Genomic DNA, 21836 nt, shown 5'->3' with positions numbered 1-21836 from the left:
TCGGCACCGTCATGTCTTCCATGCGCTGTCACAGGCGCATGAATTATGTCCGTTTTATTCATCGAGAGAAGTGAGTCCCAAGTGGTGTACGCGATTGTCCGCGCAGGCGGCCGCCAGGAGAAGGTTTCCGTCGGAGACCTCGTGACCCTTGACCGCGTCCCCGCCGAGGCAGGCAGCACCATTGAGCTGCCGGCAGTGATGCTGGTGGACGGGGACAAGGTCACCACCGGAGCCGAGAAGCTGGCCAAGGTCAAGGTCGAGGCTGAGGTTCTGGAGAACGTCCGTGGCAAGAAGGTCGTCATTCACAAGTACAAGAACAAGACCGGCTACCAGAAGCGCCAGGGTCACCGTTCTGAGCTGACCCGGGTGAAGATCACCTCCGTCGGCTGACCTTCTGCCCACCGGCAGACTTTCCACAGAATTCCCGTCCATCATCCTGAGAGGCAGGCAGACCTATGGCACATAAGAAGGGTGCGAGCTCCACTCGCAACGGCCGCGATTCCAACGCACAGCGCCTCGGCGTCAAGCGTTTCGGCGGCCAGAACGTCTCCGCCGGCGAGATCCTGATCCGCCAGCGCGGCACCAAGTTCCACCCCGGCACCAATGTCGGCCGCGGCGGCGATGACACGCTCTTCGCCCTCGCCGACGGTTCGGTGGAATTCGGCAACCGTCGCGGCCGCAAGGTCGTGAACATCGTCCCAGCAGCCTGAACAGGCCTGCACAGACGATCTGACACGTAGAGTCAAGGGTGGGCCCGTCTTCGGGTCCACCCTTGTTCTGTCTTAACAGCCGGTCCCACTCCGGCAGCGAGGAGAGCAGTCATGGCACATTTCGTGGACCGCGTGGTGCTGCACGTGGCCGGCGGCCAGGGAGGCAACGGCTGCGTCTCCGTGCACCGCGAGAAGTTCAAGCCGCTGGGCGGCCCGGACGGCGCCAACGGGGGCGACGGCGGCGCTGTGGAGCTGGTGGTCAGTGCACAGACCACCACTCTGCTGGACTATCACCACCGCCCCCACCGCAGCGCGGAGAACGGGGGAGTGGGTCAGGGCGACCTGCGTCACGGCCATAAGGGGCGGACGCTGGAGCTTCCTGTTCCTGACGGCACCGTGGTCAAGGATCGTGAGGGCAACGTGCTCGCGGACCTGGTCGGCATCGGCGCCCGCTTCACCGTGGCCGAAGGAGGTCAGGGCGGCCTGGGCAATGCGGCGCTGGCCTCCAGGAAGCGCAAGGCACCGGGTTTCGCCCTGCTGGGCACCCCCGGTGAGGAACGTGACATCGTCCTCGAGGTCAAATCCGTGGCGGACATCGCCCTGGTCGGATTCCCCTCGGCGGGGAAGTCCAGCCTCATCGCCGCGATGAGCGCAGCACGGCCAAAGGTCGCCGACTACCCGTTCACCACTCTGGTGCCCAACCTGGGTGTGGTCGAGGCCGGGGACACCCGGTTCACCGTGGCCGATGTTCCTGGGCTCATCCCGGGCGCCGCCCAGGGCAAGGGCCTGGGCCATGAGTTCCTGCGCCACGTGGAGCGCTGCGCCGCGCTGGTCCATGTCCTGGACTGCGCCTCCCTGGAGACCGACCGTGACCCCATCGGTGACCTGGAGGCCATCGAGGCCGAACTGGCCGCCTATGATCCTGACACGATCGAAGGGACCGGCGGCGGCTCCGAGGGCGCTGTCGACGCGGTGCCGCTGCACGAGCGTCCCCGTCTGGTCGCGCTGAACAAGACTGACCTGCAGGACGGGGCCGAGATGGCCGAGATGGTCCGCAGTGAACTCGAGTCACGCGGATACCGCGTCTTCGACATCTCAGCGCTCAACCGTGAGGGCCTGCGCTCTCTGGGCTTCGCCATGGCTGAGCTGGTCGAGGAGGCACGCGCGCAGCGCGAGGTCGACGTCGCCCCGGTCCAGGTCACTGTTCGCCCCCAGGCGGTGAACCGGAAGAGCTTCACGGTGACGCCGGAGGAGCAGAACGGCGAACCGCTGTGGCGGGTCCGCGGCGCCAAGCCGGAGCGCTGGATCCAGCAGACCGATTTCAACAATGACGAGGCAGTCGGCTACCTGGCCGACCGGCTCGCAAAGATCGGCATCGAGGATGAGCTCTTCTCCCAGGGTGCGAAGCCGGGTGACGCTGTGCTGATCGGTTCCGACGAGGACGGCGTCGTCTTCGAATGGGAGCCGACGATGGCCGCCGGTGCCGAACACCTGACGGGGCCGCGCGGCACGGATCTGCGCTTCGAGGACAGTCAGCGTCCCACCCGTGAGCAGAAGCGTCAGGAGCAGCTGGATCGGCGCGCCGCCAAGGCCGCCACCCGCGCTGAGATGGATGCTCAGTATCAGGCCGAGCAGAGCTATGAGAACCAGGGAGAGACTGAGGTGCACTACATCCGGCCCGATGCCGAGGACGAACGATGAGCACGCCCCGGCTGACTGAGTCGGTGATCTCCGGGCGCGAGGACATCTCCCGTGCTCGACGCCTGGTCATCAAGGTCGGCTCCTCCTCCCTGACCACTCTGGACGGGGGCATCTCTGTGGAGGCGGTCAACGCGCTGGTCGATGATCTGCAGAGTCTGCAGCGCCGGGGCACCCAGATCGTGCTCGTCTCTTCGGGTGCGATCGCCGCGGGCTTGGCACCTCTGGGCCTGAACGTGCGTCCGCATGATCTGGCGACTCAGCAGGCCGCCGCCGCAGTGGGCCAGGGCCTGCTCCTCTCGCACTATTCCCGGGCCTTCGCCAGCTATGGCACCACCGTCTCCCAGGTGCTGCTCACGGTGGAGGACCTCATCCGGCGGACTCAGTACACCAATGCGCTGCGGGCACTGGAGAAGCTGTTGAGCCTGGGAGCGGTCCCGGTGGTCAATGAGAACGATGCGGTGGCCACCCACGAGATCCGTTTCGGCGACAATGATCGCCTCGCTGCGCTCACTGCGAATCTCATCCGGGCAGATGCTCTGGTGCTGCTCTCCGACGTGGACGCGCTCTACGACGGCCCGCCGGACGAAGGCGGGCGGCCGGTGCCCACTGTCCGTGGGGAGGAGGACCTGCAGGGCGTCACGCTGGGTCGGCGCGGCAAGGCCGGCGTCGGGACTGGGGGAATGGTCACCAAAGTCGAGGCTGCCCGCATCACTGCCACCAACGGCATCCCTGCGATGCTCACCTCAGCTGCTCAGGCCGGTGCGCTCTTCTGCGGCGAAGAGGTCGGCACCTACTTCCAGGCTCAGGGCCGACGCCGCGGGGCGCGCTCAGCCTGGCTGGCCCACCTGGCCCATGTGAAGGGACGGCTGGTCATCGACGCCGGAGCGGTCCGTGCCGTCGTCAAGGACCGCCGGTCGCTGCTGCCGGCAGGGATCACTGGGTTCACCGGTGACTTCGAGGCCTCTGATCCGGTGGAGATCACAGATGCCGACGGCGTGGTGCAGGCGCGCGGACTGACCGCCTTCTCCTCGGAGGAGCTGCCTCAGATGCTCGGGCGCACCACGGCTGAGCTGGGACGGTCCTTGGGGCATGACTATGAACGTCCCGTGGTCCACACCGACGACCTGGTCCGGCTCCAGCAGGGTTAGGGTAGGACTATGGCAGAGATCGCAGAAGACATCCGCACCGTCTCCGACAGGGCTCGGGCCGCTTCCCGGACTCTGAACCGTCTGGACCGAGAGCATAAGGACCGGACGCTGGCCGCCGTGGCCTCGGGTCTGCGCGAGTCGGTCTCATCGCTGATGGCCGCCAACCGAGAGGACCTGGAGCGCGGACGCGACTCGGGACTCAGCCGCGCGTTGCTGGACCGGTTGGCCCTCGACGAGGAACGCATCGAGAAGCTCGCCCAGGCGGTCGAAGAGATCATCGCACTGGATGACCCGATCGGCCGGGTGATCCAGGGACGCACCCTTCCCAACGGCCTGCGCCTGAGTCAGATCAGTGTTCCGCTGGGGGTGCTCGGGGTCATCTACGAGGCACGCCCGAACGTCACAGTGGACATCGCCGCCCTCGCCCTGAAATCCGGCAATGCGGCCGTCCTGCGCGGAGGATCTGCGGCGCAGAGCACCAACGAGATGCTGCTGGCCATCATCCGTGAGGCGCTGCGCAGCACCGCAGCTCCGGTGGAGGCCGTTCAGTCCATCGATGCCTATGGGCGCGAAGGCGCGACCGAGCTGATGACACAGCGCGGATCGGTGGACGTGCTCATTCCGCGGGGCGGTCGAGAGCTGATCCAGCATGTGGTCCAGAATGCCCGGGTGCCTGTCATCGAGACCGGCGAAGGCAATGTGCATCTGTTCATCGACGCCAGCGCCGATCCGGAGAAGGCTCGGGAGATCGCGCTGAACGCAAAGACCCATCGGCCCAGTGTCTGCAACACCGCGGAGACTCTGCTCATCCACTCCCAGGCGGAGGAGGCCGGCCGCGAAGTGCTGCGTTCCCTGCACCGGGCCGGAGTCAACCTGCACCTGGACCCGCGCGCCCGGCACTGGCTTCCTGCCGAGGAACCGGAGGACCCCGCCAAGAACCAGGTGTACGGCACGGTCTCCGAAGTCACCGACGAGGACTTCGCCACCGAATACATGGACCTGGACATCGCTGTGGCAGTGGTGGACTCGCTGGATGAGGCCATGGACCACATCACCCGGTGGAGCACCGGGCACACCGAGGCCATCGTCACCGACTCGGTGACCAATGCGGACCGCTTCGTCACTGAGGTCGACGCGGCCGCGGTGATCGTCAACGCCTCCACCCGCTTCACCGACGGTGGCCAGTTCGGGCTGGGCGCCGAGGTGGGGATCTCCACCCAGAAGACCCACGCGCGCGGTCCCATGGGTATGGGCGAGCTGACCACCACCAAATGGGTCGTGCGCGGTGAGGGCCAGACCCGCGCCTGACGCGCGCGCCGGGCCCTTTCCCGTAGACTGATCCCCAGAGACTTCATCATCTTCGACATCTGACACGTTCGACTTCTGACAAGGGAGAGGCATGCTGAATCTGCCGTTCGCCACTATGTTGCTGGGCTCTGAGATGTACCAGCACACTGAGCTCTTCATGCCCGCCGAATGGTTCGGCATCATCATGTTCGCCGTTCTGATGCTGATTCTCCTGACCACCGTCGCCTTCGCCAATAAGGGCAAGGAGCTGCCGGCCCGCGCTCACGAGGACCACTGAACCACTTGGCTCAGCAGTCCCCGCGCCGCCTGGGCATCATGGGCGGCACCTTCGATCCCATCCACCACGGTCACCTCGTGGCCGCGAGTGAGGTTGCCGCTGAGTTCCAGCTGGACGAAGTGATCTTCGTGCCCACCGGCGAACCGTGGCAGAAAGCCTCCCGCAGCGTCACTGCGGCAGAGCACAGGTATCTGCTCACGGTGATCGCCACGGCCTCCAACCCGCGGTTCACCGTGTCTCGAGTGGACATCGATCGCGGTGGGCCGACCTACACCATCGATACGCTGCGGGACTTCCGCAGGATGTATCCCCAGGCGGAGCTCTTCTTCATCACCGGTGCCGACGCCATGGCGCAGATCATGTCGTGGAAGAACGTCGATGAGCTCTGGGAGCTCGCCCACTTCGTCTCTGTGACCCGTCCGGGCTATGTCTCACAGGACTTCGGGCGCACGGAGCAGATCTCGCTGATGGAGATCCCGGCGATGGCCATCTCCTCCACCGACTGCCGTCGGCGTGTGGAGGACGGAAAGCCGGTCTGGTACCTCGTGCCCGACGGCGTGGTGCAGTACATCAACAAGCACCGGCTCTACGAACTGGATTCGGCCACACGCGGCCGCAGTGACGCTCCCTCCGGCTCCGACACGCCTACGATGGAGCAGACAGACGAATCACGGACCCTTCACAGTCCGCAGGAGGCCACATCATGAGCGCAGATACCACCGAGCAGGATGGCGGCGGGGGAGAGGATCTCCGCGCCCGGTATCTGCCTGTCTCCCGCAAAGAGCTGCGCCGCCGTCGTGAGGCCGAGCTGGCGACCCAGGATGAGCCCGCTGAACAGGGTGAGGACGAGTCCGTCCAGCAGGAGCAGCCGGAGGACGAGCAGGGATCCGTCACGCTTCCGCGGCCTCCGGAGGACCGGACCGAGGTCGATATGCCAGCGGTCACCGACGCTTCTGTCGACTCCGACCAGGAGGACCTCGCCCCGGCTGATGCTCAGCCGGAGGACAAGCCGGAAGATGCTCCCACGTCTGAGAGCTCCGAGGCTGAACCTGCTGAGGATGATGGTGCCCTGGACGAGGAGGACCGGGACTCAGCCGCCGATGCTGAGCTGACACTGGCGCCTGACTCTGCAGAGGCGGATGACGCCGCTGAGGCTGACGACGCCGCTGAGGCTGACGACGCCGACGACCTCGCGGAGAAGGCTGAACCCGACGCTGAGGACCCCGCTGGCCTTGACGACCAGACTGAGGACTCAGATGCGGATGAACCCGCTGCAGATGAGCTCGCTGTAGGGGACGACGCGGACACTGCTGTCGACGAGCAGGACCCGCTGCAGAGCGCGGCGGCCGATGAGGACGGCGCTCAGGATCCGGACGAAGTGGTGGACCCGGATGACACCACCGATCTCGACGGCGACGTCGAACTCGGCGACGACACGAATCTCGGCGATGACTCCGGGCGCGAAGCCGACGATGACGAGGAGGCCCCGGTGCCGGCCTCCCGCCGGTCGCGCAGGCTTCTGCGCGAGACGGATTCTCTCGATGTCCTCGACGACGAGAAGCTGCGCGAACTTGAAGAGCTCAACCAGCAGGTCGCTCAGCGCGACGATCCGCACCGCGTGGACCCCGAGCTGCTGAAGAAGCAGCAGGCGCTGGCCGCCATGGCTATGCAGGCCAACCAGGAGCGCCTGCGCAAGGAGCAGGAGGAGCGCGAGGAGGCAGAGCGCGAGGAGCGCCGCCGCCGTCGTCGTCAGCGCCCCGAATCCGAGGTCATCACTCGCAAGGCGCTGCGCGCTCATGCCGAGTCCGACCAGGACGTCGAAGAGGAGCCCTACGCCACCGGGGAGATCGAGCCGATCCAGGCCCGCGGTGCCCACGGTCTGGAGCTGGACGAGATCGTCGAGCATTCGTCACGTCAGGCCAACCGGCAGAGCATGCTGCTGTGGTTGGTGATCATTCTCGCAGTCCTGCTGGCGGTGGCTGTGGGCGTCATCCTCTTCGTCGTGCTCTAAGCTGGAGAGGACATGGCTATCTCACAGACTGTTCTCGCAGAGCTTCGGACTGCCGCCGCGGCCGCATCCGACAAACTTGCCACCGATATCGTCGGTCTGGACGTCGGGGAGCGCATCGGCATCACCGATGCCTTCCTCATCTGCTCCGCACCGTCGGATCGGCAGATCAACGCGATCGTGGACGCGATCGAAGTCCAGCTCAAGCAGGAGCATTCCTCTGCACCGCTGCGCCGCGAAGGCCGCGACTCCGGCACCTGGGTGCTTCTTGACTATGGTCATATGGTGATCCACGTCCAGCACGAGGAGGAGCGGACCATCTACGGGCTGGACCGACTCTATGCCGATGTGGAGCGTGTCGATCTCGATTTGCATGATGCTTCAGAGGTGGATTAGAGTATAAGGGTTGCCGCGGAGGGATCCGGGGAAACAGAACAAGAGAATACGGGGCATTGGCGCAGCTGGTAGCGCGTCTGTATGGCATACAGAAGGTCATCGGTTCGAGTCCGATATGCTCCACAGAAAGATGAAGGTCCGATCCGGTCACGGGTCGGACCTTCATCGTATCTGCAGATGCATTCTGCGCTCGTTCAGTCCAGCCTTCATCGTTGAGCGCGCCCCCGAGCCCCGTGATGTACTGGCCCCATGCGGATTCTGATCTACGGCGCAGGGGCCATGGGCCTCTACCTCAGTGCTCGGCTGGCTCAAGCCGGCCACAGCGTCTCTCTGAAGGCACGCGGGGCAGCCGTCTCCCAAGCTGAGGCCGGCGTGCCGGTGACGATCGTCAGCGGGGGAGACTCCCACGAGGTCAGCACTGTGCGGACCGTCGCCGAGATCCCGTCCTCCTCCGACTTCGACCTGGTGATCCTGACGACGAAGGCCTGGCAGGTGCCGCAGGCGGCTGAGGAGGCCGCACCGGCGCTGAGCCCGCAGGGGCGTCTGCTGACCGTGCAGAACGGGGTCGACGCCCCGGCCCGGGCTGCCGAGCATGTCGCTGCCCGGCAGGTGCTGGCCGGTACCGCCGTCGTGATCGCCGAACGCACCGGACCCCTCCAGGTCTCTCTGAACGGCCCCGAGGCGCATCTGATCCTCGGACGCTGGGAGGCTGACGCTGAGGGGCAGGAGGGTGACCAAGCCATCACTGCCGCGCTCCTTCAGGCAGGACTTCTGGCGCAGTGGAGTGAAGACATCGTGACCGCGCTGTGGAAGAAGCTCGCGCTGGTGGCCTCCTACGGGGGAGTGGGTGCGCTCTCCGGGGCACCGGTGGGCATCACCCGCGCGGTCCCACAGACCAAGGCCTTGGTGCGCAACGCCATGCTCGAGGTCTTCAACGTGGGCAACGCTCGAGGTGCTTCCCTTCAGGAGCAGGACCTGGAGGACATCATGGGCACGTTCACCCAGAAGTTCCCGGAATCGACCACGTCCTCATTGCAGCGTGACCTCCTGGAGGGTCGGCCCTCCGAGCTGCGGGACCAAGTGGGAGCAGTGGTGGCTCACGCCCGTGAGCTGGGAGTGGACGTGCCGATCTTCGAGACGATCTATGCCTCGCAGCTTCCTCGTGAGCTTCAGGCGCGAGCGGCGGCCGAACGCAGCTGAGCGCCGGTCCGCCGACCCTTGAGCCCTGCACGCCGCTGTGATGGTCTGTCACCGAGGAGGTCCAGCCTCTCCGCATGAGTGCATCAGGAAGTGAGGGTCTCTGCGTATCGCCGTCGTCGGTGCCACCGGAAATCTCGGCACCGCTGTTCTGAACCAGCTGCAGTCCACACCGGAGGTCGCCTCGGTCCTCGGGATCGCGCGCAGACTCCCCGACGTCGACGCCGCTCCCTACAGCGGTGCTCAGTGGCTCAGCGCTGACATCCAGTTCGAGGAGTCGCGCAGCGCGCTGGCCGAGGCGTTCGCGTCGGTGGATTCGGTCATCCACCTGGCCTGGCTGATCCAGCCGAACAAGGAGCGCGACCTGCTGCGGCGGGTCAACGTGGACGGGACCCGACATGTGCTCGAAGCCGCTGAGAAGGCCGGAGTCGGGCATATCGCAGTGGCCTCCTCAGTGGGGGCCTACTCGCCGGTGGACGATGACCGGCCCCGAGGGGAGGACTGGCCGACCGGAGGGATCCCGACCTCGCACTACAGCGTGGACAAGGCGGCTCAGGAGCGAGTCCTGGACGAGTTCGCTCAGGCGCATCCGGAGATCGCAGTGGCCGGCCTGCGCCCGGGGCTGATCTTCCAAGCCTCCGCCGGTGCGGAGATCCAGCGATACTTCGCCGGGACGTGGGCACCTGTCCAGGTGCTGAGCTCTTTCCGCCCTCCGGTGCTGCCGCTGCCGAAGGGGCTGAGGACGCAGGCGGTGCACGCCGATGACGTGGCCGCCGCGTTCGTCCAGGCCGTGGTGCGCAGAGCTCACGGGGCTTTCAACATCTGTGCTGATGACCTGCTCACCGCCGAGACCATCTCCCAGATCGTCGGGCAGGGCCGACACCTCGACGTTCCCGGGGCGGCGCTGCGCCCGCTGCTGCGGGCCGCGCACCGGGCCAGGGTCATTCCCATGGATGAGGGGTGGTTGGACATCGCCCACCGGGTCCCTGTGATGGACAGTTCCCGGGCGGAGGAACAGCTCGGGTGGAGACCTCAGAAGTCCGCCGCGCAGGCCTTGGAGGAGCTGATCCACGGTATGGCGCGTGGATCGGGGACGGAGTCCGTGCCCCTGCGCCCCCGCAGCACGCCGGTCGCCCACCAGAGGGAGCTGCCCGGTCAGGAGCACCGTCTGCCGCAGCATGTGGACGCCCTGCTGCTGCGCCAGTACATGGCTGATCATCTGGCAGGTGCTACGGCGGGACTCGACCGGATCCTCCAGATGGCTGAGAATTTCGTGGATACACCCGTCTATCCGGAGGTCTCCGCCGTGGCAGAGGGAATCCGCTCGGAGCACGCCTTCCTGCAGGAGCTGATGAAGCGGCAGGGCTTTCCGCGCCCACCTTTCTCTACGGCCCTGACCTGGGCGGGAGAGAAGGTCGCGCGTCTCAAGCCCAATGGGCGCGGCCCGGCAGGCCGTTCCCCGGTCCGCATGGTGCTGGAGGCTGAGCTGATGATCACCGCGGTCACCGGCAAGATGCACGGGTGGAAGACGATGCTCGATCATGCCGAAGCGCTGGGCGTCGCCCCTGCCGTCTTCGAAGAGCTCATCGAGGCCGCCGAGCAGCAGAGGCAGACGCTGGGCGAGGTGCACAGCTACGCCGCACAGCGTGCGTTCCGCCAGGGGGAAGAGACCTTCGAGCCCCAGAAGCAGCAGTGAGCGGCCGCTGCGAGTCCTTCTGAACCTCTCGTAAGAGGCGACTTCGGTTGTTACTCTCAGACGTGTCCACCCCATGCGGAAAGAAACGTGTTGAAGTTGGCTGGCGACGAACAGATCCTGACCACGCGGCAGGGGCATCCTGTCCAGTACAACCAGAACATGCGCACCATCGGGTCGCGGGGACCGGCGACCTTGGAGAACTACCACTTCCTGGAGAAGATCTCCCACTTCGACCGTGAACGGATCCCGGAGCGTGTGGTCCACGCCCGGGGATTCGTGGCCTACGGCGAGTTCGAGGCCACTGGCACGATCGGTGACGAGCCGGCATCGAGGTACACCCGCGCTGCGCTCTTCTCCGAGGCTGGCAAGAAGACCCCGCTGGCCGTCCGATTCTCCACGGTCATCGGCGGACGGGATTCCTCGGAAGCTGCCCGCGATCCGCGCGGCTTCGCGGTGAAGTTCTACACCAAGGAGGGCAACTGGGATCTGGTGGGGAACAACCTGGCGCTGTTCTTCATCACCTCTTCAGCCCTCGCGGGATTCCCGCCACCTACCGCCATATGGAGGGCTTCGGCGTCAACACCTACAAGATGGTCAACGCTGAGGGCGAGACGGTGCTGGTGAAGTATCACTGGCATCCGCGGGCCGGCGTGGCCTCGCTGTCCTCAGAGGAGGCTGCCAAGGTTCAGGGCCAGGACACCGGGCATGCCAGCCGTGACCTCTTCGACGCCATCGAACGCGGCGAGTATCCCCAGTGGGACTTTTACGTCCAGATCATGGACGACCACGATCATCCTGAGCTGGACTGGGACCCCCTGGACGACACCAAGATCTGGCCCGAGGAGCAGTTCCCGCTGCGCCACCTGGGCACGATGACGCTGAACCGCAACGTGGACGACCATCACAACGAGAACGAGCAGATCGCCATGGGCACCGGTGTGCTGGTGGACGGTCTGGACTTCTCCGACGACAAGATGCTGATCGGCCGCACATTCAGCTATTCGGACACGCAGCGCTACCGTGTGGGCCCGAACTACCTCCAGCTTCCGGTGAACTCGCCCAAGGGTGTCGAAGGCGGTGCCAACACCCACCAGCGCGGAGGCCTGATGTCCTTCGGCGTGGACGTGGCGCCGGGTCAGAACCCGCATGTGAACTACGAGCCTTCGATCACCGGGGGACTGCAGGAGGCGGAGAAGAAGCCGAACAACCCGCCGGAGGTCTCCGGTCAGCTCGCTCCGGCCTCGCTGGAGCGCACCAATGACTACCTCCACGCCCGGGGGCGGTACTGCACGATGAACGGGTGGGAGCGTGACCACCTGGTCGCAGAACTCGGCGGCATGATCCAGCAGGCCGCACCGCAGGTCCAGGAACGCTTCCTGTGGCACCTGTTCATGATCCATGACGACTACGGCACTCGCGTGGGGGAGTACATCGGTAAGACCGCTGATGATGTCAGGCACCTGGAGCCGCTGCCGTCGCAGCGCTTCACTGAGGACGAGACGAAGCGCCTGCAGAACCTGGGCAGCAACAGTGATGCCTTGGACGCCTCGCAGTGGGGAGACTGGACCTCCTCGGTGATCAACCACCAGGTCACGGCGGAGGAAGTGCTGCAGGGCCTCGGATCGCTGGAGTACTCGCGCTGAGGCACCTCTGAGGTGCAGTGCTGGTAGTACGGCACACGCTGTACGGCGCGGAGAGTGGCGTACAGTCGCTGGGCCGGGCAGAGGCGGCGGCAGAAGAGACCGAGTCTCTGCCGCCGCCTTCCGAGAACTGGGCTCGTTGAGAGAAGGGAGGCATCCATGGCGCGCAGCAGCGTCGAGAACTGGTCCGGGAGCATCAGCTTCACTCCGCAGAAGCTGGCACGGCCAGGGAATGAGCGCGACGTGGTTCGCCTCGTCAGACGCGCCCGACGCCGGGGCAGCGGTGTGCGCCCCATCGGTTCAGGGCACTCCTCAACGCCTCTGATGAACACAGATGACGTGCTGGTCTCGCTGGACCGGATGAGCGGCGTCGTCGAAGCAGACCCTGATCTGGGACGGGCGAGCATCCTTCCCGGCACGGGGCTGAGTGAGCTGGGCGCAGAACTGGAGCAGTTCGGGCTCGCCATGGAGAACCTGGGCGACGTCGACTACCAGACGATCGCCGGGGCTCTCGGCACTGGGACCCACGGCAGCGGCATCACGCTGGGCAATCTCTCCTCGACGATGATCGGCGGTCGGCTGGTCACGGGGACCGGCGAGGTGCTGCCCTTCGGTGTGGACGCCGGAGAGGATCCTTCGGATCCGCTGGCGCGTGCCGCGCAGGTGTCGCTGGGAACTCTCGGCATTCTGACCTCGGTCACTCTGCAGCTGGAAGAAGCCCATGAGCTGCATCGGCAGAATTGGATGACGCACATCGACTGGGTTCTGGAGCATTTCGACCAGCTGGTCCGGTCACACCGCAGTGTGGACTTCTACTGGTATCCGCGCAGTGACCTGGCGCAGGTCAGGACGTTGGACAAGCCGGGCCAGGAACCGGACCTGATGCCTCCGGGAGAGCTGAAGAAGGACGTCGTCGGGCCCAACTACGAGGTCATACCCAACGACCGTCATCTGAAGTTCGAAGAGATGGAGTACATGCTGCCGCTGGACACTTCGCTGGAGGCGTTCCGCGAGGTCCGCCGGCGGGTCAAGGAGGTGCACCGTTCCCAGGTCGGATGGCGGGTGCTGGTCCGCACGATCGCCGCGGATCAGGCGATGATCTCCAACGCCCAGCACCGCCAGACTATGACGATCGCTCTGCTGCAGAACCACAGTCTGCCCTACGAGGACTATTTCGATGACCTCGAACCTGTGTTCCGCGAGTTTCGGGGCCGGCCGCACTGGGGGAAGAAACACTCTCTGAAGGCGCCGCAGCTGCGCATGCTCTACCCAGAATGGGCAGACTTCCAGGCCCTCCGGCGTGACCTGGACCCTGATGGCATCTTCCTGAACGACTACCTGCGTGAACTCTTCGGCGAGGAGGACAGATGAGAGACGACTCCCTGGGACGCACCACGTGGGTGTTCTCTTCCGGCTTCGCCCCGAGCGGCAGCACCGGACGAGAGCCGGAGTTCACCTCACGCAACACCCTGTGTCTGCTCAACACTGGTCAGAAGCAGGCCTGCGCGCATCTGACCTTCTACTACGACGACGCCGACCCGGTGGGACCCTACGAAGTGCTCGTGGAGGCACAGCGGGTCAAGCATCAACGGATCAACGATCTGATCGACCCTCAGGCCGTGCCGTTGGACACCGCCTATGGGCTGGTCATCACCTCAGACCGGCCAGTGGTCGCTCAGCTCTACTATGTGGACACCCGCGGGGGAGCCCTGGCGGTCAGCCATCTGAATCCTGCGCCGCACTGCTGATCAGTTCGGCATAGCCCTCACGGAAGCTGGGATACCTCAGAGGCGGGTTCGTCGGCAGACTGCGCAGAGCCGAGGCGTCGATGGTCTTGCCGCGCGGGCTGCCGTCGCCGTTGTCCGGTGGAGTCGGCACGCCCAGACGCTCGGCGATGAAGGCTGCCACCTCCGCCTGTCGGGCAGGGGCGCCATCTGTGGCGTGCAGGAGCTCCGGCGGGTCCGTCGACTCCACCAGCGTGACGAGGATCTCGGCCAAGTCGTCCCGATGGATCCGATTGGTCATCAGCATGTGATCCACGGGGTCTCCGCGCCTGATGCGTTCGATCGTGCGGGTCCGGCCGGGGCCGTAGATCCCAGCGGGTCGGATGACGACGACGTGCTCGAAGAGGTCACGGGCGTCCTGCTCCGCGGCCAGCAGCACTTCGGAGGTCTCAGTGCTGGGCGCCGGGGGAGTCTCCTCGGTGACCCGCTGGCCGTCGTAGGGGCCGATCACACTGGTGGAGGAGACGAACACGAGGCGGGGCTGCTGGTCGCCCAGGGTACGACGCAGACCCCGCAGTCCCTGTCGGTAAGTGCGCTCGTAGTCGGCTGCGGTGCGCCCGTCGGCGGTCAGCGACATCACGACGACGTCGGTGCTCGGCAGCCGCATGTCGGCCGGATCAGCGAGGTCGAGGCGCAGTGTGGCCAGAGCGCCGGAGGCAGAAGGCTGGCGTCGCAGTCCGGTGACCGCCCACCCTCGCCTGAGCAGACGAAGGCCGACCGCGGTTCCCAGGTCCCCGCAGCCGGCCATGAGCACATGAGATGTCATGGGCCCATCATCTCAGTGCTTGCGCAGCGCCGTGATGAGTTCGTCCTTGTTCATATCCGAATAGCCGGTGATGCCCAGCTCCTTCGCCCGATCCTTGAGCTCATCGACGGTCCGGTCCTCATAATTCTGTGCCTGACCGCCCTTCTCGCCCTGAGCCTCTCGGCCTTCGTCCGCTGCGGAGTTGGCGATGCGAGCCGCCTTCTCCTTGGAGTTTCCCTCCTCGCGGAGCTTCTCGTAGAGCTCCTGGTCCTTCACGGAATCAGCCATGACGTTCTCCTTCCGTCGTGCGCTGTCTCTGAGCCGCTCAGCCTCTGGACAGTTCGAGCCTCAGAAGCCCTTGCCGCCGGTGACCGGGATGACCGAGCCGGAGACGTAGGAGGCCTCCTCGCTCGCCAGGTACACATAGGCCCCGGCAAGCTCCGCGGGCTGGCCCGGGCGGCCCAGGGGAGTGTCCTGTCCGAACTCTTCCACGGACTCCTCTCCGAAGCCGGTGGCCGGGATCAGCGGAGTCCAGATGGGCCCGGGGGCCACGCCGTTGACCCTGATCCCCTTCTCGCCGAGCTCTGCGGCGACGGACTCGATGAGGGCCACCTGTGCCGCCTTGGTCATCGCGTAGTCGAACAGCGGCGGCTTGGGACCGACAGCCTGGATGGAGGTCGTCACGATGATGGACGCGCCCGGCTGCAGGTGCGGGACCGCCGCCTTGGCGAAGGCGATGTGGGCCACCAAGTTGGTGTCGAAGACCTTCTTGACCTCATCGATCTCAGTCTCATCGATGCCGGTGCGCGCCTTCTGATAGGCCGCGTTGAGGATCAGCACGTCGAGGCCGCCCAGGTCTTCCAGCGCCTGTCCCACCAGTGATTCGGCGGCCTGCGGCTCCCGGATGTCCTGAGGATAGAGGAACGCCTGCTGACCGGCCTCGCGGATGAGCTCAGCTGTGGCTTCCGCATCCTCCTGCTCCTCGGGCAGATAGTTGATGGCCACGTCAGATCCCTCTCGGGCGAAGGCGATGGCCACCGCTCGGCCGATGCCGGAATCGCCGCCGGTGATCAGTGTCCTGCGTCCCTGAAGGCGCCCGTGGCCGGTCCACGTCTGTTCGCCATGATCGGGTGTCGGCCCGGTCTCCGAGGTGAGCCCCGGCTGACCGACGTCCTCGTGAGGCGGCATCTCGTCGGAGCGGTGCTTGCCGCGCGGGTCCTGCTGGGTCTGCTCAGTCATGCTCATGCTCCTCACATCGTGTGATGGCATTCATCGATACGGTCAGGACTGTTCTGTACGGTCAGGACTGTGGCTTCAGGACGACCTTGATGCAGCCGTCCTCCTTCTTCTGGAAGGTCTCGTAGGCTCCCGGGGCGTCCTCCAGGGGCAGGGTATGGGTGACGAAGTCATCGACACCCAGCGGATCGGCGTCGTCCTCGACGAGGGGGAGGATCTGTTCCACCCAACGCTTCACGTTGGCCTGCCCCTGACGGACGGTGATCTGTTTGTCGAAGAGCGTCAACAGCGGCAGGGGAGACGCCTGGCCGCCGTAGACGCCCGAAAGGCTGATGGTTCCGCCGCGGCGGACGAGCTCGATGGAGGAGTACAGCGCGGCCAGACGGTCCATACCTGCGTTCTGCATCATCGACTGTCCGAGCTTCTCCGGAGCATATTGGGCCGAAAGCTGGGCGAACTTGGCCATGACCCCCTGGGCGCCGCCGTGCGCCTCCATGCCCACAGCGTCGACCACGGCGTCCACACCACGGCCGTGGGTGGCCTCACGGATGGTCTCGACGGCGTCGTCGCTCAGGTCATGGACCTCCACGCCGTGACGGGCCGCCATGTCGCGGCGTTCCTTCTCCGGTTCGACGGCGTAGACCTGCATTCCCTGATGGGCGGCGATGCGCGCCACGAACTGCCCGATGGGGCCCAGGCCCATGACGGCCAGGGAATCTCCCGCGGAGGCGCCGGTATAGGCCACGCCCTGCCACGCGGTGGGCAGCACATCCGAGAGGAAGAGGTACCGGTGGTCCTCGAGCTCATCGCCGACGGCGATGGGCCCGTAGTCGGCGTGGGGGACCCGCAGGTATTCGGCCTGACCGCCGGGGATCTGTCCGTAGAGCGCGGAGTAGCCGAACAGGGGAGCGCCCATGCCGGTCTCGGTGACCTGCGTGGTCTCACACTGGGTCTGCAGTCCCCGATCGCAGAAGAAGCAGCTGCCGCAGGCGATCTGAAAGGGGATCACCACTCGGTCGCCGACGCTGAGCCCGCTGTTCGGACCAGCTTCGACCACTCGGCCCATCGGCTCATGACCGACGATGTCGCCGGGTTCCATGAACGGCCCCATGACTTCATACAGGTGCAGATCCGACCCGCAGATGGCGGTGGAGGTCACCTCGATGATGGCGTCGTCGGGCTTCTGGATGGTCGGGTCCGGGACTGTCTCCACAGACATCTTGCGGGGACCCTGCCATGTCACTGCCTTCATGTGTTGCCTCCTGGACCGATCGTGGAACGTGCTCTGTGCGGAGGCGACGAGGGGACACCCGTCGTGGGCTGTGTGGCTTGCTGAACGTACCTCGCTGAACCCCTTCATCACCCTATGTGGGGCCACACTAATAGGTTCTGGCTCAGAACACACTGGTCATGAGGCCATCAGAGACCAAAAAAGTCGTGAACGATCGGTGGTGAGATGGACGTGCCGCTGAACGGCCAGCTGTCAGCTGTGTGCCCGACGGCGGATCATGCCGCTCAGCACGCGACGGCCCAGCAGGAACACCGCCAGCACGCCTGTGGCCACCAGGACGAACGAGAGCTGTGTGCCGCCGTCGGTGAACAGAGTGCGCAAGGTCATGCCGAAGATCACCGTGCCGAGCACCACAAGGATGCCGGTGGGCCAGATTCTGTTCGGGCTGACCCAGGAGAAGGCCAGGAGCCAGCTCAGCGCCAGACCGAGCAGGAAGGGCCATGCTGTGCTGATGATCTCGGAGAGTCCGAGCCCGGAGTCGTGCGAGCGGTTGCCCAGCAGAGCGAACACCAGCACCAGGAGCCCGTCACAGAGCAGGCAGAGCGCTGAATGCAGCGGCGCGTCGGTGCGATGGGTCAGGGCAGGATGGCGCTGTGACGACTGAGAGCTCATAGGTTCAGTCTAGGAGAGCGACGCCAGGCGATTAGGTTGACATAATATAGATTATCGGACGACAGTATGGATGTCCGCCGCAGGCCGGTGCAGCCCGCTGGACAGACTTTCAACACGTCACTGACGCGCCACCCCTCAGAGACTGTCTCGGTCTGACCACGCGCCCAGCGTCACCGAGGCAGAACGCGGGATACTCTGGAGGGCGATGAGTGATCTCTGGCCTCTGAGCTGCCCACACTGTTCTGCCTCCATGACCTTGGCTGTCGACGACGATCGGCTGCGTGGCTTGGACTGCCCCTCCGGTCACCACTTCACGGCAGCCAAGCAGGGTTATGTCAACCTATTGGTGGGTCGAGGGAGCTCATCCACACCAGACAGCTCAGAGATGATCATGGCGCGTGAGCGTGTCCAGCAGGCAGGTCTGTTCGACCTGGTCGCACTGAAGCTCAACGCGATGCTGGACGAGCACGCACCCGAGGCGACGATGATCCTCGACGCCGGCACCGGCACGGGCCACTATCTGCACGAGATCCTGGATGCACACCCACAGCTGCGGGGCATCGGTCTGGATCTCTCCAGCGCAGGGCTCAAGCGAGCCGCCAAACACGAACGCGGCATGGCCCTGGCATGGGATCTGTGGAAGCCCCTCCCCCTGGACGAGAACAGCGTCGACGTCGTGCTCGACATCTTTGCTCCGCGCAACCCCGCGGAATATGCGCGTGTGCTGCGCAGCTCCGGTGCGGTCGTCGTCGTGACACCGCGGAACGGGCACCTGGCTGAGCTCGCTGAGGCGGGCCTGCTCACTCAGCAGGAGGATAAGCACGAGAGCCTGCTGGCTCAGATGCGGCCGACCTTCGGTGACCCTCTCGCCCACGGCTGGGTCACCAGCACGCTTCCTGTGGAGGACGAGGAGGCCGCCGACCTGGTCATGATGGGCCCGGCGGGCCATCATCGTGACCGCGCGGACGTCCTGGTGGCCGTCGAGGGCCAGGAGATCTGGTCAGTGACCGTCGACGTCGACATCACTGTCTGGGCCGCACGCTGAGCATCTCGACGCCGCACTGCCGCCTCGATAGGGTGAAGCCATGATCGAATGGTTCAGCGAGAATCTCTGGGCCGCCTGGCTGGCGCTGGCCTTCGTGCTGCTGCTCTTCGAGATCTTCATGCTCGATCTGCTCTTCCTCATGTTGGCCGCAGGTGCTGGTGCGGCCACCACAGTGGCTCTGGCCGACGGACCGCCATGGTTGCAGGTCGTCGCAGGATCCGCGACTGCCCTGCTCATGCTCGGTGCCGTGCGTCCGGTGGCGCTGAAGCACCTGAAGAAGGGGCCAGAGGCCCAGCTGACCAATGTGGATCGCATGGCAGGCCTGGAAGCCATCGCCCTGGAACCCATCACGGAGGCCTCCGGCCTGGCCGAGGTCGACGGCGACACCTGGACCGCCCGTGCCGCCGGCGACTTCCGCATCGAGCCCGGCAGCACTGCCCTCGTGGACTCCGTCGAAGGTGCCACGGTCTATCTCAAGCCGACCCTCGGCATCGAATGGAATGAAGAAGGAACGGTGACTCCATGAACGTCGCACTCATCGTCGTGCTGCTGGCCCTGATCGCATTTGTGGTGGCGATCCTGGTCAACAGCGTCAAGATCGTGCCGCAGGCGCGCTCCGGCATCATCGAGCGGCTCGGCAAATACCAGCGCACCCAGGGGCCCGGCCTGACTCTGCTGGTGCCCTTCATCGACCGGCTGCTCCCCCTGCTGGACATGCGTGAGCAGGTCGTCTCCTTCCCGCCCCAGCCGGTGATCACCGAGGACAACCTGGTGGTCTCGATCGACACTGTGGTCTATTTCCAGATCACCGACCCCAAGGCCGCCACCTACGAGATCCAGAACTACATCGTGGCCGTGGAGCAGCTGACCACCACCACGCTGCGCAATGTGGTCGGCGGCATGAATCTCGAAGAGGCCCTGACCTCTCGCGACAAGATCAACTCCATGCTGCGCGGCGAGCTCGACAAGGTCACCGGCCGCTGGGGCATCCGCGTGGCACGTGTGGAGCTCAAGGCCATCGACCCGCCGCACAGCATCCAGGACTCCATGGAGCAGCAGATGCGCGCCGAGCGAGACCGTCGCGCGGCGATCCTCACGGCAGAAGGCACCAAGCAGTCTGCGATCCTCACCGCGGAGGGTGAGCGTCAGGCCGCCATCCTGGCCGCAGAGGGTGAAGCGCAGGCTCGTATCCTGGCGGCCAACGCCGAGGCCCAAGCGATCGAGACTGTGTTCAACGCAGTGCATGACTCGGAGCCCGGACCGGAGCTGCTCTCCTACCAGTACCTGCAGACCCTTCCGGAGATCGCGAAGTCCGACTCCAACACCATGTGGGTGATCCCTGGTGAGTTCGGCGAAGCGCTGAAGAGCCTCTCAGGCGCCTTCAGCAGTGAGTCGGGCGCTCAGCAGGACGGGTTGAGCTTCGAAGAGCGTGAGAAGGAACGGGCCGCCCGCGCCGAACGGCTGAAGCAGCGTCGCCAGGAGAAGGCCGAGGAAGCCAGTGAGCGCAAGGGGAAGCCGGCCATCTCCGATGCGATCGCAGACCTGGCAGAGTCGGCTCGCACCACGTCGGTGACAGATGACAACCCCAGCTATGTCAGCTCAGAGGAGCTCGAAGAGGCCGCTCGCAAGGCTGAGTCCGGCCGAAAAGGTCTCCAGGGCGATGACTCGCTGGCCTGGGAGCAGCAGGACCAGACCCAGCCGCCCCAGCAGCCCGACGGTCCGGATCAGCAGGGCTCCGAAGCTCGCGGACAGCAGACTCAGCACGGCCAGTGGCAGAATCCCCCGCAGCAGTGGAATAATCCCTGAGCGTTCTTCTGTTGTAGATCCAGAAGAGTACTGTCCCGAGAGCTGGAGGAAGAGCTATGAGCGATCGCAGTCTGCGCGGTATGCGCCTGGGTGCGCAGTCGATGGAGACCGAGCACGGTGTGGAGCCAGCTCCGCGTCAGGACGTGGAGTATGTCTGCGAGGACGGCGAGAAGATCGTCGTCACCTTCTCCGCCGATGCCGAGATCCCTCCCACCTGGACCTCTCCCACAGGCAAGGAGGGCGTCCTGGTGGACGGCTCCAAGCCCGATGAGACTCCGGACAAGCCGGTCCGCACCCACTGGGACATGCTGCTGGAGCGTCGCTCCGAGGAGGAGCTCGAGCAGATCCTGCAGGATCGTCTGAAGATTCTGCGTGAACGGCGCGGCGAGAAGGTCGACGCCTGAGCCTCGTCTTCCCCGCCCCATAGAGAAGCCCCGGTCGGGTGTCCGACGGGGGCTTCTCTATGTCTGGGCTGAGCGCATCACCGCGTGCCCAGCTTCTGGGCCAGAGTCTGTCCGCGCGCCCGCAGACCCCATCTCGTCACATTGGCCATGGCCTCGACCACGATGTCCGAGCTCATCTTGGAGGCGCCGAGGGTCCGTTCCACGAACGTGATGGGCACTTCGGCGATGGTCTTGCGCTGACGTGCCACGCGGAAGGTCATATCGACTTGGAACCCGTATCCCACCGACTCGATGCTGGTCAGGTCGATGTCCTCCAGCGTGCTTCGGCGGAAGGCTCGATAGCCCGCCGTGATGTCGCGGACCTTCAGGCCCAACATCGTTCGCGAATAGAGACTGCCGGCGCGGGAGATCAGCTTACGGTGCAACGGCCAGTTGACCACCGAGCCGCCGGGGACCCAGCGCGAGCCGATGACCAGGTCAGCCTCATCCACCGCAGCCAGCAGCGCGGGCAGCTGTTCGGGCTGGTGGGAGCCGTCGGCGTCGAGCTCCACGAAGACGTCGTAGTCGCGCTCCAGGCCCCAGCCGAATCCAGCGATGTAGGCACCGCCCAGGCCGTTCTTCTGGGTGCGATGCAGCACGTGGATCTGTGGGTCAGCGGCATGCATCTCTTCGGCCAGGTCCCCCGTGCCGTCAGGGCTGTTGTCGTCGACGATCAGAACGTCGGAGTCAGGAACAGCGGCGCGGAGCCGCTCCACCGTGATCGGCAGTGCCTCGATCTCGTTATAGGTCGGGATGATCGTCAGAGTCTTCACAGGTGACTTCGTGCCCTTCT

At 65.5% G+C, this 21836-nt stretch carries 24 protein-coding genes, 1 tRNA gene and 2 pseudogenes; 21 read left to right on the top strand and 6 right to left on the bottom strand.

Translation table 11 applies throughout. From position 1 onward, the window contains the following. Nucleotides 1-81 precede the first annotated feature (81 nt). From rplU to JOF45_RS05605, 16 genes and pseudogenes are all read left to right on the top strand, one after another. Nucleotides 82-390, top strand: coding sequence for a 50S ribosomal protein L21 (rplU, locus tag JOF45_RS05675; RefSeq protein ID WP_210048435.1), 309 nt, complete (start codon nucleotides 82-84; stop codon nucleotides 388-390). 65 nt (nucleotides 391-455) lie between these two features. Further along, complete coding sequence (gene rpmA / locus JOF45_RS05670; RefSeq protein WP_210048432.1) at nucleotides 456-710, top strand: 50S ribosomal protein L27; 255 nt, start codon at nucleotides 456-458, stop codon at nucleotides 708-710. Nucleotides 711-821: 111 nt separating this feature from the next. Continuing rightward, nucleotides 822-2411: a GTPase ObgE gene (gene obgE / locus JOF45_RS05665; RefSeq protein ID WP_210048430.1), complete on the top strand. Its 1590-nt coding sequence runs from the start codon at nucleotides 822-824 to the stop codon at nucleotides 2409-2411. Further along, entirely contained in the window at nucleotides 2408-3559 is a 1152-nt protein-coding gene (gene proB / locus JOF45_RS05660; RefSeq protein WP_210048429.1) for a glutamate 5-kinase, read from the top strand. Before obgE ends, proB begins: the two co-directional genes overlap by 4 nt. A 9-nt stretch (nucleotides 3560-3568) precedes the next feature. After that, the gene (locus JOF45_RS05655) at nucleotides 3569-4867 is read left to right on the top strand and encodes a glutamate-5-semialdehyde dehydrogenase (protein WP_210048427.1); all 1299 of its coding nucleotides are present in this window, start codon (nucleotides 3569-3571) and stop codon (nucleotides 4865-4867) included. A 91-nt stretch (nucleotides 4868-4958) separates the two neighbouring features. Next, a complete protein-coding gene (locus JOF45_RS05650; protein WP_210048424.1) occupies nucleotides 4959-5144 on the top strand; it encodes a hypothetical protein in 186 nt (61 codons plus the stop codon). A 38-nt stretch (nucleotides 5145-5182) separates the two neighbouring features. Beyond that, nucleotides 5183-5851 carry a nicotinate-nucleotide adenylyltransferase gene (gene nadD / locus JOF45_RS05645; RefSeq protein WP_245324442.1) on the top strand — a complete coding sequence of 223 codons (669 nt, stop codon included), beginning with the start codon at nucleotides 5183-5185 and terminating at the stop codon, nucleotides 5849-5851. Further along, entirely contained in the window at nucleotides 5848-7155 is a 1308-nt protein-coding gene (locus tag JOF45_RS05640) for a midas domain-containing protein (protein ID WP_210048423.1), read from the top strand. Before nadD ends, JOF45_RS05640 begins: the two co-directional genes overlap by 4 nt. 12 nt (nucleotides 7156-7167) lie before the next feature. Further along, a complete protein-coding gene (gene rsfS, locus JOF45_RS05635) occupies nucleotides 7168-7548 on the top strand; it encodes a ribosome silencing factor (protein ID WP_210048422.1) in 381 nt (126 codons plus the stop codon). A 50-nt stretch (nucleotides 7549-7598) separates the two neighbouring features. Then, a tRNA-Ala gene (locus JOF45_RS05630) sits at nucleotides 7599-7671 on the top strand. A 126-nt stretch (nucleotides 7672-7797) separates the two neighbouring features. Further along, nucleotides 7798-8748, top strand: a complete 951-nt coding sequence (locus JOF45_RS05625; RefSeq protein WP_210048421.1) for a ketopantoate reductase family protein — start codon at nucleotides 7798-7800, stop codon at nucleotides 8746-8748. Nucleotides 8749-8848: 100 nt separating this feature from the next. Continuing rightward, entirely contained in the window at nucleotides 8849-10441 is a 1593-nt protein-coding gene (locus tag JOF45_RS05620) for an NAD-dependent epimerase/dehydratase family protein (protein ID WP_210051333.1), read from the top strand. Nucleotides 10442-10600: 159 nt separating this feature from the next. Then, a pseudogene (locus JOF45_RS05615) lies at nucleotides 10601-11550 on the top strand (catalase); the annotation flags it as partial. Further along, nucleotides 11548-12084, top strand: coding sequence for a catalase-related domain-containing protein (locus tag JOF45_RS13495; RefSeq protein ID WP_342591503.1), 537 nt, complete (start codon nucleotides 11548-11550; stop codon nucleotides 12082-12084). The pseudogene JOF45_RS05615 and the gene JOF45_RS13495, both read left to right, overlap by 3 nt. Before the next feature lie 156 nt (nucleotides 12085-12240). Continuing rightward, nucleotides 12241-13452 carry a D-arabinono-1,4-lactone oxidase gene (locus JOF45_RS05610; protein WP_210048420.1) on the top strand — a complete coding sequence of 404 codons (1212 nt, stop codon included), beginning with the start codon at nucleotides 12241-12243 and terminating at the stop codon, nucleotides 13450-13452. After that, nucleotides 13449-13829 carry a sensory rhodopsin transducer gene (locus tag JOF45_RS05605; protein ID WP_210048419.1) on the top strand — a complete coding sequence of 127 codons (381 nt, stop codon included), beginning with the start codon at nucleotides 13449-13451 and terminating at the stop codon, nucleotides 13827-13829. The genes JOF45_RS05610 and JOF45_RS05605 overlap by 4 nt, the downstream gene beginning before the upstream one ends. On the opposite strand, the gene JOF45_RS05600 is transcribed toward JOF45_RS05605, so the two are convergent. The 5 genes from JOF45_RS05600 to JOF45_RS05580 all read right to left on the bottom strand — a co-directional run bounded on the left by JOF45_RS05600 (nucleotide 13798) and on the right by JOF45_RS05580 (nucleotide 17749). After that, complete coding sequence (locus JOF45_RS05600) at nucleotides 13798-14631, bottom strand: NAD-dependent epimerase/dehydratase family protein (protein ID WP_210048418.1); 834 nt, start codon at nucleotides 14629-14631, stop codon at nucleotides 13798-13800. The genes JOF45_RS05605 and JOF45_RS05600 overlap by 32 nt on opposite strands. A gap of 12 nt (nucleotides 14632-14643) precedes the next feature. After that, on the bottom strand, nucleotides 14644-14898 hold the full coding sequence (locus JOF45_RS05595; protein ID WP_210048417.1) for a DUF7218 family protein: 255 nt from the start codon (nucleotides 14896-14898) through the stop codon (nucleotides 14644-14646). Nucleotides 14899-14958: 60 nt separating this feature from the next. Further along, entirely contained in the window at nucleotides 14959-15849 is an 891-nt protein-coding gene (locus JOF45_RS05590) for an SDR family oxidoreductase (protein ID WP_210048415.1), read from the bottom strand. Between the two features lie 61 nt (nucleotides 15850-15910). Then, the gene (locus JOF45_RS05585) at nucleotides 15911-17098 is read right to left on the bottom strand and encodes an alcohol dehydrogenase catalytic domain-containing protein (protein WP_210048413.1); all 1188 of its coding nucleotides are present in this window, start codon (nucleotides 17096-17098) and stop codon (nucleotides 15911-15913) included. Nucleotides 17099-17329: 231 nt separating this feature from the next. Beyond that, nucleotides 17330-17749, bottom strand: coding sequence for a DUF3054 domain-containing protein (locus tag JOF45_RS05580; protein WP_210048411.1), 420 nt, complete (start codon nucleotides 17747-17749; stop codon nucleotides 17330-17332). Nucleotides 17750-17954: 205 nt separating this feature from the next. Here JOF45_RS05580 and JOF45_RS13735 point away from each other — a divergent pair. The 5 genes and pseudogenes from JOF45_RS13735 to JOF45_RS05560 form a co-directional block, all read left to right on the top strand. After that, nucleotides 17955-18083, top strand: a pseudogene (locus tag JOF45_RS13735) (hypothetical protein); the annotation flags it as partial. A gap of 57 nt (nucleotides 18084-18140) precedes the next feature. Further along, on the top strand, nucleotides 18141-18794 hold the full coding sequence (locus JOF45_RS05575; RefSeq protein WP_210048409.1) for a methyltransferase domain-containing protein: 654 nt from the start codon (nucleotides 18141-18143) through the stop codon (nucleotides 18792-18794). Nucleotides 18795-18834: 40 nt separating this feature from the next. After that, a complete protein-coding gene (locus JOF45_RS05570; protein ID WP_210048407.1) occupies nucleotides 18835-19320 on the top strand; it encodes an NfeD family protein in 486 nt (161 codons plus the stop codon). Beyond that, nucleotides 19317-20600 carry an SPFH domain-containing protein gene (locus JOF45_RS05565; RefSeq protein ID WP_210048406.1) on the top strand — a complete coding sequence of 428 codons (1284 nt, stop codon included), beginning with the start codon at nucleotides 19317-19319 and terminating at the stop codon, nucleotides 20598-20600. The genes JOF45_RS05570 and JOF45_RS05565 overlap by 4 nt, the downstream gene beginning before the upstream one ends. Nucleotides 20601-20656: 56 nt before the next feature. Further along, complete coding sequence (locus JOF45_RS05560) at nucleotides 20657-21004, top strand: RNA polymerase-binding protein RbpA (RefSeq protein WP_210048405.1); 348 nt, start codon at nucleotides 20657-20659, stop codon at nucleotides 21002-21004. Between the two features lie 77 nt (nucleotides 21005-21081). On the opposite strand, the gene JOF45_RS05555 is transcribed toward JOF45_RS05560, so the two are convergent. After that, complete coding sequence (locus JOF45_RS05555) at nucleotides 21082-21816, bottom strand: polyprenol monophosphomannose synthase (protein WP_210048404.1); 735 nt, start codon at nucleotides 21814-21816, stop codon at nucleotides 21082-21084. Nucleotides 21817-21836 lie beyond the last annotated feature (20 nt).

It is taken from the genome of Nesterenkonia lacusekhoensis (genome assembly GCF_017876395.1).
GTDB lineage: Bacteria > Actinomycetota > Actinomycetes > Actinomycetales > Micrococcaceae > Nesterenkonia > Nesterenkonia lacusekhoensis.
The sequence above is the reverse complement of the archived record's forward strand: the minus strand, read 5'-3'. Positions and strand labels throughout refer to the sequence as shown.

What these genes read in the sequence shown, in the direction of transcription:
- rpmA (WP_210048432.1), top strand. Translation starts at nt 456, where the DNA reads ATGGCACATAAGAAGGGTGCGAGCTCCACTCGCAACGGCCGCGATTCC.
- obgE (WP_210048430.1), top strand. Translation starts at nt 822, where the DNA reads ATGGCACATTTCGTGGACCGCGTGGTGCTGCACGTGGCCGGCGGCCAG.
- proB (WP_210048429.1), top strand. Translation starts at nt 2,408, where the DNA reads ATGAGCACGCCCCGGCTGACTGAGTCGGTGATCTCCGGGCGCGAGGAC.
- JOF45_RS05655 (WP_210048427.1), top strand. Translation starts at nt 3,569, where the DNA reads ATGGCAGAGATCGCAGAAGACATCCGCACCGTCTCCGACAGGGCTCGG.
- JOF45_RS05650 (WP_210048424.1), top strand. Translation starts at nt 4,959, where the DNA reads ATGCTGAATCTGCCGTTCGCCACTATGTTGCTGGGCTCTGAGATGTAC.
- nadD (WP_245324442.1), top strand. Translation starts at nt 5,183, where the DNA reads ATGGGCGGCACCTTCGATCCCATCCACCACGGTCACCTCGTGGCCGCG.
- JOF45_RS05640 (WP_210048423.1), top strand. Translation starts at nt 5,848, where the DNA reads ATGAGCGCAGATACCACCGAGCAGGATGGCGGCGGGGGAGAGGATCTC.
- rsfS (WP_210048422.1), top strand. Translation starts at nt 7,168, where the DNA reads ATGGCTATCTCACAGACTGTTCTCGCAGAGCTTCGGACTGCCGCCGCG.
- JOF45_RS05625 (WP_210048421.1), top strand. Translation starts at nt 7,798, where the DNA reads ATGCGGATTCTGATCTACGGCGCAGGGGCCATGGGCCTCTACCTCAGT.
- JOF45_RS13495 (WP_342591503.1), top strand. Translation starts at nt 11,548, where the DNA reads ATGTCCTTCGGCGTGGACGTGGCGCCGGGTCAGAACCCGCATGTGAAC.
- JOF45_RS05610 (WP_210048420.1), top strand. Translation starts at nt 12,241, where the DNA reads ATGGCGCGCAGCAGCGTCGAGAACTGGTCCGGGAGCATCAGCTTCACT.
- JOF45_RS05605 (WP_210048419.1), top strand. Translation starts at nt 13,449, where the DNA reads ATGAGAGACGACTCCCTGGGACGCACCACGTGGGTGTTCTCTTCCGGC.
- JOF45_RS05600 (WP_210048418.1), bottom strand. Translation starts at nt 14,631, where the DNA reads ATGACATCTCATGTGCTCATGGCCGGCTGCGGGGACCTGGGAACCGCG.
- JOF45_RS05595 (WP_210048417.1), bottom strand. Translation starts at nt 14,898, where the DNA reads ATGGCTGATTCCGTGAAGGACCAGGAGCTCTACGAGAAGCTCCGCGAG.
- JOF45_RS05590 (WP_210048415.1), bottom strand. Translation starts at nt 15,849, where the DNA reads ATGACTGAGCAGACCCAGCAGGACCCGCGCGGCAAGCACCGCTCCGAC.
- JOF45_RS05585 (WP_210048413.1), bottom strand. Translation starts at nt 17,098, where the DNA reads ATGAAGGCAGTGACATGGCAGGGTCCCCGCAAGATGTCTGTGGAGACA.
- JOF45_RS05580 (WP_210048411.1), bottom strand. Translation starts at nt 17,749, where the DNA reads ATGAGCTCTCAGTCGTCACAGCGCCATCCTGCCCTGACCCATCGCACC.
- JOF45_RS05575 (WP_210048409.1), top strand. Translation starts at nt 18,141, where the DNA reads ATGGCGCGTGAGCGTGTCCAGCAGGCAGGTCTGTTCGACCTGGTCGCA.
- JOF45_RS05570 (WP_210048407.1), top strand. Translation starts at nt 18,835, where the DNA reads ATGATCGAATGGTTCAGCGAGAATCTCTGGGCCGCCTGGCTGGCGCTG.
- JOF45_RS05565 (WP_210048406.1), top strand. Translation starts at nt 19,317, where the DNA reads ATGAACGTCGCACTCATCGTCGTGCTGCTGGCCCTGATCGCATTTGTG.
- JOF45_RS05560 (WP_210048405.1), top strand. Translation starts at nt 20,657, where the DNA reads ATGAGCGATCGCAGTCTGCGCGGTATGCGCCTGGGTGCGCAGTCGATG.